Origin of the sequence: Streptomyces sp. RLB3-17 (assembly GCF_007113425.2) — a bacterium.
GTDB classification, from domain to species: domain Bacteria; phylum Actinomycetota; class Actinomycetes; order Streptomycetales; family Streptomycetaceae; genus Streptomyces; species Streptomyces mirabilis_D.
Genome location: NZ_CP041610.2, coordinates 776,827 through 788,839, shown reverse-complemented (window position 1 = coordinate 788,839; position 12,013 = coordinate 776,827). Strand labels below are relative to the sequence as shown.

The window sequence follows — 12,013 nt, the reverse complement described above, 5'->3', positions numbered from 1 at the left end:
ACAGATCTGTCTGTCTTCAATTGGTCGCCCCTTTCCCACCCATCTCCCTTGACGCATCCAGACAGGTCTGTCTAGGTTGGAATTGTTGCCAGACAGACCGGTCTGGATAACATCTTCGGAAGGCGCATCCCATGTCTGTGGAGCGCGAGGACAACCTCGATCTGCGACCCATCACCGCCCTGGTCACCGGGGCCACGTCCGGCATCGGCCGGGCGATCGCCAAGCGGCTCGCCGCCGACGGCATGTCCGTCGTCGTGACCGGCCGCAACGCCCAGCGCGGCGCCGAGACCGTCGACGAGATCACCGCGGACGGCGGCCGCGCCCGGTTCGTCGAGGCGGACCTCGAGGACCCGGCCGGCATCGACCGGCTCGCCGCCGAGGCCGGTGAGATCGACGTCCTGGTCAACAACGCCGGGCGCGCGGTCTGGGCACCGACCGAGGAGATGAAGGTCTCCGACTACGACGCGATGTTCGCCGGGAACGTCCGCGCGGCGTTCTTCCTCGTGGCGGCATTCGCCCCCGCGATGGCGGCGAAGGGATCGGGTAACGTGATCAATATCGGCAGCATGGCGGGCAGCCTCGGCCTGGCCACCGGTGCCGCGTACGGCGCGACCAAGGCCGCGCTGGCATCCTTGACGCAAGGCTGGACGGCCGAGTACAGCGGCCGCGGTGTCCGCTTCAACACCGTCGCCCCCGGTCCTGTCTACACCCGGCCCGAGGCCCGCGACCTGTTCGACGCCCTTGGCGAGACCACCGCGATGAAACGCGCGGCCGAGCCGGCCGAGGTCGCCGAGGTCGTCGCCTTCCTCGTCTCGCCGAAGGCCGGCTATGTCACCGGTGCGACCATCGCCGTCGACGGCGGCCGCACCGCCATCTGAACCCGCCCGCTCTTTATGCGGGGATCGGGCGCCAGAGCTGATATGACGCACATATGAAAGGTCACAGCCATGAACAGGCTGGACGGCAAGGTCGCCGTCGTCACCGGCGGCAGTAGCGGTATCGGATTTGCGACCGCGCAACAGTTCGTGGAGGAAGGTGCCTTCGTGTTCATCACCGGACGGCGCCGGCCCGAACTGGACAAGGCGAAAGACGAGATCGGCAGGAACGTCACGACCGTCCAGGGTGACGTCAGCGTCTCCGCCGACCTCGACCGGCTCTTTGGGACCGTCGCGGAGGAGAAGGGGAAGATCGACGTCGTCGTCGCCAACTCGGGTCTGGTCGATCCGCAGGTGTTCGGCCAGATCACCGAAGCGAGTTTCGACCGTATCTTCAACGTCAACGCCCGGGGCACGCTCTTCACCGCCCAGAAGGCCTTGCCCTTGATGAACGACGGCGGTTCGATCATCCTCGTCGGATCGATCGCGGGCCACGTCGGCGTCGAGGGCTACACCACCTACAGCGCCACCAAAGCCGCCCTGCGCTCCTACGCCCGCACCTGGACCAAGGAGCTCAAGGGCCGCGGCATCCGGGTCAACGTCCTCAGCCCCGGCCCGATCGACACCCCGATCATGGACAGCCAGGCGGACTCCAAGGAAGGCGCCGACGCGATCAGGGCTGCCTTCGCATCCGTCGTCCCGCTCGGACGCATGGGACGTCCCGAGGAAGTCGCCGCGGCCGCCGTCTTCCTCGCATCCGACGAGAGCAGCTTCTGCGCAGGCATGGAACTGAGCGTCGACGGCGGCATGGCACAAGTCTGAGGCGGAGCAGGTCGAACGGGGGCTCTCGACCCCGTCACGTCGCGGCAGGTCAGGAGGCTCCCGACAGGGCCGCCCGGAGGACGTCGAGCAACTGGTCCAAGTTCCCCAGCTGTTCGGCGCCCATCGCCCCGAAGACCTCCCGCAACACCTGTTCCCCCGCCGCGGTCCCCGAGATGAGCGCCCTGGTGCCCTCCGGGGTGAGGCGCACCTGCTTGGAGCGCCCGTCATGAGGATCCGCCGTCCGCTCGACCAGTCCCTCACGCTCCAGGGCCTCGACGGACTGGGTGACCGACCGTGGGGCCTGGCCGAGCTCCTGCGCCAGGACCGACTGACGTACGGTGCCCCGACGGTCGAGCACCTGCAAGACCTTCGTACGGGCAAGGGAAAGACCGCCGGTGGTCATGCTGTCGTCGACCACTCTGCGCAGGTCGTATCCGAGCGACAGATATCGCAGCCCGACCTCTACGGGCGTCACCTTCCGACCACTCACGGCCTTCGCTCCTCGGGGCTCTGTCCGGGTTCTCTCCCGGCCCTGGATTGGTGAGGTACCTCAGTGAATGTTACGTTGATGAGGTACCTCAATATCAACTCGAGGAGAGAACCGCATGGATCTGCGGCCCGTCATCGTCATGACCGGCGCGACGAACGGCATCGGCCGGCTCGCCGCTCTCGACCTGGCCCGCCGCGGTGCCCGCCTCGGCATCGTCGCCCGCAGTCGACCGAAGGCCGATGCGCTGCGGGAGGAGATCGAACGAGCGGCGCCGGGGACCCCGATCGACGTCTTCCGGGCCGATCTGTCCCTGCTGGCCGAGGTCCTTCGGGCGGGCGGGGAGATCGCTGCGCACTATCCGCGGATCGACGTGCTGATCAACAACGCGGGCTTGCATGCCTTCTCCCAGCGGGTCACTTCGGAGGGGTACGCCGAGATGACCGCCGTGAACTACCTCGCGCCGTGGGTGCTCACCGACACCCTGCGTGACAGGCTCACCGCATCCGCACCCGCCCGGATCGTCACGGTCGCCTCCCGGGCCTCGCTGCGGGCTCACACCATCGACCCGTCGCTGGACCTGACCGACACCGCGGACTTCACGCGCGTCGGGTCGAGCCCGCGCTACGGCCGGTCCAAGCTGATGGACATCATGTTCACCCAGGAACTCGGCCGCCGGCTCCAGGGCACGGGCGTCGCGGTCACCTGCTGCTGTCCCGGCTTCAACGCCACCGGCCTTGGGCGTGAACTCCCTCTCGCCGGTGCCCTGGAAAGGGCCCTCGCCGCGCTGGGCATCGGCAACCCCCAGCACGGGGCCGACATCATCGTGAAGCTCGCGACCGACCCCGAGTTCGCCGACAGTACCGGTGGCTACTTCGCCGCCAGGACCGCAAAGCCCCTGCAGTGCCCTGAGATCGGGAGGGGCGAAGCGGCTCAGCGTGCGCTGTGGGAGGCCACGGCCGAGCTCGTCCACGACATCCGGCGGCCGTACAACGCCTGAACGCCCCGCCCGCCCCGCCCGTCGGGAGTGCTCCAGTCGGCGAATGGCCATGCCCAGAAGATGTAGACACTGGCGACATTGTTGTCGTTGACATCATTGTTTCCAGTGACTACATTCAGGGGCGCAGATCCTGCGGAAACCCCGAGGGCTGTTGGTCGAGGCGACAGGTCGACAGTGAACCTTCCGTCTCACCTCAGCCTCGGCCCACCCGGCTATCACTACGGAGACCTCTCATGCCTCTGCCGCGCCTCGGGCGGTTGCTTCGCCCCGCCGCCTTCGGTGGCATCCCCACCGGTGCACGACTGGAACGTATGCAGGCATCTCCTCAGTACGCCGACGGCAGCTTCCGCAACCCGACCAACACCCTGACCATGGCCTCCGGCTCCGCGCTCGACTTGGCCCGGACGAACGTCCACCGTGCCGATCGCGTCCGGCGCAGGCCGGCCACGGCGATCCCCCTGCACCGACCGGCCGTTACGGGACCCGACGCGGCGCCGGAATCCGGTCTGCGACTGACCTGGACGGGGCACTCCACCGTTCTCACCGAGATCGACGGCGCGAGGCTGCTGTTCGACCCGGTATGGGGCGAGCGTTGTTCACCGGTGGGCTTCGCGGGACCCCGACGACTCCACCCGGTCCCGCTGTCCCTTGAGGACCTCGGCCCCGTGGACGTGGTGGTGATCTCCCACGACCACTACGACCATCTGGACATGCCCACCATTCGCGCCCTCGTCGGCACGGGCGCCCAGTTCGCGGTCCCGCTGGGTGTGGGGGCGCACCTGGAGCGCTGGGGAGTCGCCCCCGAACGGATCACGGAACTGGACTGGCACGAGTCGACGCAGGTCGCAGGTCTGACACTGACTGCCACACCGGCCCGGCACTTCTGCGGACGAGCCGTGCACCGCCGCACGCTCTGGGCATCCTGGGTGGCGAGCGGTCCCAGGCACCGGGTCTTCCACAGCGGGGACACGGGCTACTTTCCCGGCTTCGCCGAAATCGGGGCGGCACACGGTCCGTTCGACGCGGTGATGATGCAGATCGGCGCCTACAGCGACTTCTGGCCGGACATCCACATGACACCGGAGGAGGGTCTCCGCGCCCACCTCGACCTGGGCGGAGGCGAGCCCCACGGCGTGCTGCTGCCGATCCACTGGGGCACCTTCAACCTGGCCCCGCATCCGTGGGAGGAGCCCGCCGAGCGCACGTACGCGGCCGCTGCTGAAGCAGGTGCTCGGGTTGCCCTGCCGATACCGGGTCAACCCTTCGAACCTGGCGGCGAATTGCCTCAAGCCCCGTGGTGGCGCACGGTGGCAGCGCCCGCATCCGACGCAGCCTCGACCGTCTCCAAGGCTCGCCGCCCGGCGAGCGCTCGCCCCGCTCCGGCCCAGCAGCAGCCGTAACTCCGACACACAACAGGGCCGCGAGTGGTGTCTCGCGGCCCTGCATCGACCCGCGTCGCGCTGGCGCCTGCGCGGAGATTTCCGCGCGCTGTCGCGGACGGCCGCCGTGGTGGAACCTCATGTTTCCCCGAAGGGGCAGCCGACTTCGTCTCATGGCTGTGACGCTCGAGAGGGTTGTCTATCCGTGGTCCGGACCTGGTGGGGCGGTGTCGTTCGAGGTTGCTTCGGGTTTGGTGTGGAGGACTTCGCGGGCCTGTTCGGCGGCGCGGGTGATGCTTTCGCTGATGAAGTCGAGGAAGCGGGCGATGTTCTCCAGGCGGGTGGCGGCGGGGGTGTGGGGGCCGAGGATGGCGACGCCTTGGCGTGCGGTTTCGACGAGTTGGTCGTTGGCTCGGGCGCTGGCGATCGTCGCCTGGTAGAAGAGTTCGTCGTCGACGACGTAGCGGTCGCGGCGGCGTTCGTCGCGTTCTCGGCGGACGAGGCTCTGGCTCTCCAGGAAGGCGATCGCCTTGGAGATGGACGCCGGGCTGACCTGGAGGCGCTGGGCGAGCTGGGACGCGGTGAGGCTGCCCGCGTCGGTGGTGAACAGGCAGGTCAGCACCCGGGCCGTCATCTTGGTCAGGCCCGAAGCCATGAGGACGGTGGTGAACGTCTCCTCGTACTCGGCCACGGCCTCGGCGTCACGTCCGTGCGGCTGGGCGACTGACTCCGGTCCTCGGGAGGAGGCGGGCCTGCGCCGGTGGGCGCGGCGTTCGGTGGCGCGGTGGGCCAGGTCGGCGCGGTAGGCGGTGGGGCCGCCGTTGCGCATCACCTCACGCGTGACCGTCGAGGTCGGGCGGTCGAGGCGTCGGGCGATCTCGGCGTAGGGGAGGCTGTCGGCCAGCCCCAGCGCGATCTGCTGGCGTTCCTGCTGGGTGAGCCTGCCTCCCGGCATCGCAATCTCCTCGGTGGTCCTTCGCGGCGGTACCTGATCCCCCCACTGTAGCGTTCACCTCTCATCCATTGCAATGATCAGGGCAGCTCCCGTTGCGTTACTCTCAAGGCTGTTGCAACAGTTTCCTGCCATCTACCTGGGTAGATGTCAATTCGGTGCAACAAGCTCGTTGTCGGATAGTGGAAAGCAACGTAGCGTTTCCGATGTCAGAAACACCGAGCGAGCACGGGAGAGCATGATGCAGAAGTTCGACACCCCCGCCCCGATCTCCGCCGTCCTGGACATCCCTGCCGGACGCATCCAGTTCATCGCCGCGGACCGCGCCGACACCACCGTCGAGGTCCTGCCCGCCGACCCCTCCAAGAGCCGCGACACCAAGACCGCCGAGCAGACAGAAGTCGCCTACGCCGACGGCGTCCTGCGGATCACGGCCTCGGCCTCCCACAACCAGCTCTTCGGCCCCTCCGGATCCCTGGAGGTCACCGTCCAACTGCCCGCCGGCTCCCGCATCGAGGCCAAGACCGCCAGCGCCGAGCTCCGCGGCGTCGGACGACTCGGCGACGTCGCCTTCGAAGGCGCGTACCGCCAGATCAAGATCGACGAGGCCGCGAGTGTCCGTCTCACCGCGATCGACGGCGACGTCGAGGTCGGCCGACTGGGCGGCTCCGCGGAGATCAGCACCGCAAGGGGCGACATCCGGATCACCGAGGCCGTACGCGGCACGGTCGTGCTCAGCACCCAGTCCGGCGACATCTCGGTCGGCGCCGCCGCCGGCGTCTCCGCCGCCCTGGACGCCGGCACCGGCCACGGCCGCGTCAGCAACGCCCTCAAGAACGACGGCACCGCCGAACTCGACATCCGCGCCACCACCTCCCGCGGCGACATCACCGCCCGCAGCCTCTGAACGAACTGAACCAGAACCAGCCAGGGGGAACACATGACGAAGAACAGCACATCCTCGATCAGTTCGAACCGTTCGAAGTGGACCGGCATGGTGCCGGTCGACGACACGGCCCTGGCCGTCACCGACACGGGCGGACCCGGCATCCCCGTGGTCTACCTCAATGGCCAGTTCGCCACTCAGGGGTACTGGCGGCGGGTCATCGCCGAACTGGGCACGGGGTGGCGGCACATCACCTACGACGAGCGGGCCCGCGGCAGATCGAAGCGCTCGGCGGACTATTCCTTCGAGGCGGCCGTCCGGGACGTCGATGCCGTTCTCGCGGCCAGGGGTGTGGACCGGGCGCTGCTGGTGGGCTGGTCCTACGGGGCGGTCGTCGGGGCGCACTGGGCCGGCCGGAATCCGGAGCGTGCCCTGGGCGCGGTCCTGGTCGACGGCGCGTTCCCCTACGACTGGCTGGACGAGGCCATGGAGCAGCGGATCCGGAAGCTGTTCCGGCGGATGGGCTGGTTCCTGCCGCTGCTGCGCCCGACGGGCCTGGCCCCGCGGATGACCGCCGAACAGCAGGCGAACAGCAACATCGAGCTCGGCAGGCTCTCCCGCGAGCGCGAACTGGGCCCCGTGCTGGACGACATCACCGTCCCGGTGCGGTACGTGGTCGCTTCGGGGACGTCCTTCGGGAGCCGCGGCGACGAGCAGGAACGGATACGCACCGGCCTCGACGCGGTGACCGCCCGCAACCCGAACATCCAGATCAGTGCGAAGGTCGCCGGCAACCACGGTGCGATCCTCAAGAAGGACTTCCCGTCCATCGCCGAGGCCGTACGCGAGGTCGCCAGCCTCGACCGCGCGGGGCGGACGGGGTGAAGCTGTAGCGGCCGAGCGCGTTGAGGGGGCCATGGAAGCGCGGGGAGAAGCGCAGGCGAACTTCCCGTAGGGCTCGGCCTGTTCATCCGTAGTGCCGGTTCGGGCCCCTTGGGCGCGGACCGGCACACGCGGGTCGATCGATCCCGTCAGTGGCCGTGGCCGCCACCGCGGTGGCCGCCGTCGCGGCCGACGATCGTCCACGGACGCATCAGGTCGTCGTCTTCGTGTTCGAGGAGGTGGCAGTGGTGGATGTACGTCGCCGGGAGCTCGGCACCGCTGTTCGGAATCGACGCGATATCACGCTTCGTCCGCGATGGCTGTCATCGGCGCCGCCGCCTCAGGTAGCGCCCAAGGAATTCAGGGACCGATTCGGAACGTAACCGCAGCACGCCAGTCCGTTCCGGGAAGGACAGTCATTGAGCCGATCTCGGCAGCGAATCACAAGGCATCGGGATCGCGGGGGCGCGATCTGACGATCGGTGAAGTTTCGTCCTCGGTCACCGTGAACCGTGGTCAACATCGTCCTAGCATCGGTCAGTTGGAGATCCATGGAATATTCAAAAAGGGCCTGAGACCCGCTGCGGCCACCGCGTATTTGGCGGTGGCCGCAGCGGGGTCGACCAGGTCCTCGCCAGTGCCAACCACCCGATGCGGAACGCGGCGGACTGCTACGGCACCGAGACGGCCGCCCTACCGGTGAAACCGACCGCTGAGTCCGCGTACTGCTGGGACACCGGTGACGCGGTGACACACAGGACTGGCTGCCGCAGTCCGTGACCTCCTCCGGAGACGCGGACAACGACGGCGTGTGGGGCACCAACAAGGTCATCCTGTCCGGGTGGGGACAGAACGGCACGACCACCACCGACCACATGGGCCGTATCGCCTTCATCGACGCCAACGACCCGAACAACCTCAAGTACCGCTGGGTGCTGCCGGTCATCCCGCTCAACGGCGGCACCGACTACCGCGCGCTCAAGTCCCACATGGGCGGCATGGTCTGGTACCAGGACAAGCTGATCGTCACGTCGTGGGAGAAGGACTCCGACAACAACGTGATGTACATCTTCGACATGAAGCGCATCCTCCAGGCGACCGTCAACAGTTCCGCGGTCGGCAAGGTGAGTGGCGGATGGTCGGCGGACGGCTACCAGTACGTGATGCCGGCCGTCGGCTCCTACAGCCTCGCCGGAGGAGCCTGTAGTTCGACCAACGACGACTCCCGGCCGTGCTTCGGCTCCATCTCGCTGGACTGCGGCAGCGTGCCGGACAGCCTGGTCGCCACCGAGTGGTTCTCCTCCGGCGGCACGGAGCCGGCCCGCATCTGGCGGTACGACTTCAGCTCCGAGCCCGGCTACCTCGCCACGGACAGCAGCAGCCACGTGAACGCCTCGGCGGCGTACGAGACGAACGCCGTCGGGCTGCAGGGCGTGCTGTCGCACAGTGTCACCAGCGGTGGCACTCCGAACTTCTACGTCGACGACGCGCGCGGCGGTGTCGGCCAGCACGGCATCCTGTGGCGGCAGAACACCAGCGGAGCCACGGCGGCAGCCAACTGCGGGCGGGACATCATGTACGCCTGCTGGGGCCAGCACACCGAGAGCATGTCCTACTGGTGGAGTACGGGCCGGGTGTGGACGCTCACCGAATGGGCGGCCGACAGCACAGGGCACTGGACAGGAACCGACCATGCGATTCCGCAACGGGTGCTGTTCTCCGTACCGTTGGCGTCGATGGACAGCTCACTCAGCTGACCGATGTGTGCCCCGGGCCGGAGATTCCCGGGGCACACATCCCGTCACGCGTCACCGGGCGGTTCGCCCAGTTCCTCAAGGCGGACACGGACGCGCTCGGCGTCGGGGTGGGCGAGTTCGGTGAAGAGGGTGAGGGCGCTGCGCCAGGCGGCGCGGGCGGCCTCGTGGTCGCCTGTCGCACGGTGTGTGTCACCGATACGGACGAGGGTGCCGGCCTCCTCGGCCGGCACGCCCAGGTCCCGGAAGATGGTGAGAGCGTTGCGGTAACTGGTCAGGGCCTGCGGGTGGTCGCCGAGGTTGTGGTGGGCGTAGGCGATGCTGTCCCAGGTGGCGGCCTGGCCGACGTGGTCTCCGAGATCCCTCTGAATGGTCAAGGCCTCGAGGCAGTGGTCGAGGGCCTGTTGGTGATCCCCGAGCGTCGCGTGGTCCCAGCCGACCGCGTTGAGGGCGGTCGCCTGCGCGGCCTGCCGACCGGTGGCCCGGAAGAGATCCAGGGCCAGTTGGTCGTGCCGGAGGGCGCCGGGGAGGTCACCGCGCTGCTCGGCCTCCCAGCCGAGGCTCAGATGGACGTAGGCCCGTCCGACGTCGTCGCCGAGTTCGGTGAAGAGTCCCAGGACACGGTCGAGGTGGGCACCGGCTTCGTCGCGCAGGCCCAGTCGGCCCGCCACCCGGGCCAAACCGAGCAGGCCGTGAGCCTCCACGACGGGATCGGACAGCCGCAGTGCGGCCTCGAGTGCGGTCCGTTGGACGGCCGCCCAGTCGTGCCAGTGCCCCTGCCGGTCGAAGAAGCGCTCCAGGGACGAGACGAGCAGGCAGACAAGGCGGTCCGCACCCGAGTCGGTGGCCACGTCGATGACGGCGAGCAGCACCGCGTACTCGGCCGCGAGCCAAGCCAGGGCCGACTCGTCGTCGGCGAGCGGTTCGGGGAGGATCCCCTCGGGGAGAGGCGGGAGCGGCATGGTGTCCACGTACGGTGCGATCAGCCGACCGGCGGCGTGCGCCGTGTACAGATAGTGCTCGAACAGCTGGTTCACGGCCGCCCGGCACTCGGCCTCGCCGTGCTGGGTGTGCGCCAGTTCGGCGGCGTAGGCGCGGAGCAGGTCGTGGAAGGCGTACCGGCCGGGGGCGTGCTCGTTGATGAGATGCACGCGGGAGAGCTCGGTCAGCAACAGCCGCGCCTCCCGTACCGCGAGCCCGGCCAGGGCGGCCGCGGCCGGCGCGGTGAAATCAGGTCCGGGATGCAGTCCGAGCAGTCGGAACAGGCGGGCTGCGGCAGGAGAGAGGGCGCGGGAGGACCAGGAGAAGACCGCGCCGACATCGGCCGACGTGTCGGCCTCGATGAAGGCGTCGAGGCTGCCATGGGCCTCGCGCAGCTCGGCGGCGACGGCCGACAGCGAGAAGTGCGGATGGGTGGCCGCGCGGGCGGCGACACAGGCCAGGGCCAGCGGCAGACCGCCGCACAGTGCCGTGATCTCGGCCGCCGCCTCCCGCTCGGCGGAGACCCGCTCGGCCCCCAGTCGGCGGATGAGGAGTTCCCGTCCCTCGTCGGTGCCGAGCGGACGCAGGGTGAGGGAGTGGGCCCCATGAGCGGCCACCAGACCGGAGAGCTGGTTGCGGCTGGTGACGATCGTGAGGCAGCCGGGCGTGCCGGGCAGCAGCGGCCGCACGTGATCGGAATCCCGCGCGTTGTCCAGCAGGACGAGGAACCGGCGTCCGGCCAGCATGCTGCGGTAGAGCGCGGCCTGGGCGTCCAGACCGTGCGGGACGCGTTCCGGCGGTACCCCCAGCGTGTCCAGAAAGCCGCGGACCGCTTCGTCGGGACGCATGACGGCCCCCGATGGGTCGAACCCCCGCAGATTGACGTAGAGCTGCCCGTCGGGATAGCGGTCCGCGACCCGATGGGCCCAGTGCACGGCGAGCGTGGTCTTTCCGATTCCGGCCATTCCGCCGATGGCACTGATGACCACCGTTTCGGCGGACCGCCCCTCGCTGGACCGCGGTGCGAGGACCTCGGCCAGTTCGGCCCGCCGACCGGTGAACGTCGCTAGATCGAGCGGCAGTTGCGCGGGCACCGGCAGGGAGGTCGCTCGCGGACCGACGAGGTCCGAGGCCGCTGGACCCTGGGCGGTGCGCGCCTCGGAGACGCCGGCCGCGGGCCCGGCCGCCGTGGATGCCGTGTCGCGCAGCACCGCCTGGTGGGCGTCGCGCAGCTCCGGTCCAGGATCGATGCCCAACTCGTCGGCGAGACGGTTCGACACGGTGACGTATGTGCTCAGCGCCTCGGGCCGTCGACCGGTGGCCGAAAGAGCGAGCATCAGCCTGGCCATCAGCGGTTCGTCCAACGGGCTGTCGGCAGCGGCCTCCCGGAGCCGGGGGAGGACCACACCCGGCACGTCCGCACGCAGCGCGACATCGGCGGCCTCCTTCACGGTCGCGAGGCGCTCGCCCTCCAGCGAGACGAACGCCGGGTGCGCGCGCGCCTCCACGGGGATCCCGTGGGCCGTCGGCCCCTGCCACAGCGACAATGCCTCGGTGAGGAGATCCACGGCCCGTTCGGGTGCCCCGTCCGAGGCGGCCCGCCGGGCCTCGACCCGCAACGCACGGAAGCGCAACAGGTCCAGAGAGTCGCTGTCGGCCACCAGCCGGTATCCGCCCGTGTCGCGGAGCAGCCACTGGCCCGTCGCCCGCGTGGGAAGGCCGGGCTCCAACAGGCGGCGCAGTGCCCCGACATGCCGGTGGACCACATTGACCGCGGTGTCCGGCGGACGCCCGCCCCACAGGACGTCGACGATCTCGCTCACGGAGACCGGCTGACCTGCCCGTACCAACAGCAGTGCCAGCAACGCCCTTTCCTGTGGACGTCCGAGGTGCAGCTCCGTCGCCGCCCGCCAGACCCGAACCGGTCCGAGTACCGCGAACCGCACCGGATCCGGCGCCACCTCTTGCCCCCTCTGGTCATCCATCCCCGGCGCT

The 12,013-nt window shown here is 69.2% G+C and carries 10 protein-coding genes; 7 read left to right on the top strand and 3 right to left on the bottom strand.

Features of this window, described 5'->3' with window-relative positions; genetic code table 11:
• Nucleotides 1–131: 131 nt before the first annotated feature.
• Together FNV62_RS03830 and FNV62_RS03825 are read left to right on the top strand one after the other, a co-directional pair.
• Nucleotides 132–878 (top strand): SDR family NAD(P)-dependent oxidoreductase, encoded by a 747-nt coding sequence (locus FNV62_RS03830; protein ID WP_144314672.1) that lies wholly within the window; start codon nt 132–134, stop codon nt 876–878.
• 69 nt (nt 879–947) lie between these two features.
• On the top strand, nt 948–1,697 hold the full coding sequence (locus FNV62_RS03825; RefSeq protein WP_060898169.1) for an SDR family NAD(P)-dependent oxidoreductase: 750 nt from the start codon (nt 948–950) through the stop codon (nt 1,695–1,697).
• A gap of 49 nt (nt 1,698–1,746) precedes the next feature.
• Here the strand turns inward: FNV62_RS03825 and FNV62_RS03820 are convergent, their stop codons facing one another.
• Nucleotides 1,747–2,187, bottom strand: a complete 441-nt coding sequence (locus tag FNV62_RS03820; protein ID WP_225900128.1) for a MarR family winged helix-turn-helix transcriptional regulator — start codon at nt 2,185–2,187, stop codon at nt 1,747–1,749.
• A 115-nt stretch (nt 2,188–2,302) separates the two neighbouring features.
• Here FNV62_RS03820 and FNV62_RS03815 point away from each other — a divergent pair, with 115 nt between their 5' ends.
• Both FNV62_RS03815 and FNV62_RS03810 read left to right on the top strand, forming a co-directional pair.
• Nucleotides 2,303–3,184, top strand: coding sequence for an SDR family NAD(P)-dependent oxidoreductase (locus FNV62_RS03815; RefSeq protein ID WP_097282603.1), 882 nt, complete (start codon nt 2,303–2,305; stop codon nt 3,182–3,184).
• Between the two features lie 233 nt (nt 3,185–3,417).
• Nucleotides 3,418–4,584 (top strand): MBL fold metallo-hydrolase, encoded by a 1,167-nt coding sequence (locus tag FNV62_RS03810; RefSeq protein ID WP_143599911.1) that lies wholly within the window; start codon nt 3,418–3,420, stop codon nt 4,582–4,584.
• A 178-nt stretch (nt 4,585–4,762) separates the two neighbouring features.
• On the opposite strand, the gene FNV62_RS03805 is transcribed toward FNV62_RS03810, so the two are convergent.
• Nucleotides 4,763–5,518, bottom strand: coding sequence for a helix-turn-helix domain-containing protein (locus FNV62_RS03805; protein WP_143599910.1), 756 nt, complete (start codon nt 5,516–5,518; stop codon nt 4,763–4,765).
• Between the two features lie 238 nt (nt 5,519–5,756).
• Between FNV62_RS03805 and FNV62_RS03800 the strand changes: the two genes are divergently transcribed.
• The 3 genes from FNV62_RS03800 to FNV62_RS03790 all read left to right on the top strand — a co-directional run bounded on the left by FNV62_RS03800 (nt 5,757) and on the right by FNV62_RS03790 (nt 9,040).
• Entirely contained in the window at nt 5,757–6,422 is a 666-nt protein-coding gene (locus FNV62_RS03800) for a DUF4097 family beta strand repeat-containing protein (RefSeq protein ID WP_143605145.1), read from the top strand.
• A gap of 33 nt (nt 6,423–6,455) precedes the next feature.
• The gene (locus FNV62_RS03795; protein WP_144314671.1) at nt 6,456–7,286 is read left to right on the top strand and encodes an alpha/beta fold hydrolase; all 831 of its coding nucleotides are present in this window, start codon (nt 6,456–6,458) and stop codon (nt 7,284–7,286) included.
• Nucleotides 7,287–8,059: 773 nt separating this feature from the next.
• Nucleotides 8,060–9,040 carry a hypothetical protein gene (locus FNV62_RS03790; protein WP_144314670.1) on the top strand — a complete coding sequence of 327 codons (981 nt, stop codon included), beginning with the start codon at nt 8,060–8,062 and terminating at the stop codon, nt 9,038–9,040.
• 44 nt (nt 9,041–9,084) lie between these two features.
• Here FNV62_RS03790 and FNV62_RS03785 read toward each other — a convergent pair whose 3' ends face one another.
• A complete protein-coding gene (locus FNV62_RS03785) occupies nt 9,085–12,003 on the bottom strand; it encodes an AfsR/SARP family transcriptional regulator (protein WP_225900127.1) in 2,919 nt (972 codons plus the stop codon).
• Between the last annotated feature and the right edge of the window lie 10 nt (nt 12,004–12,013).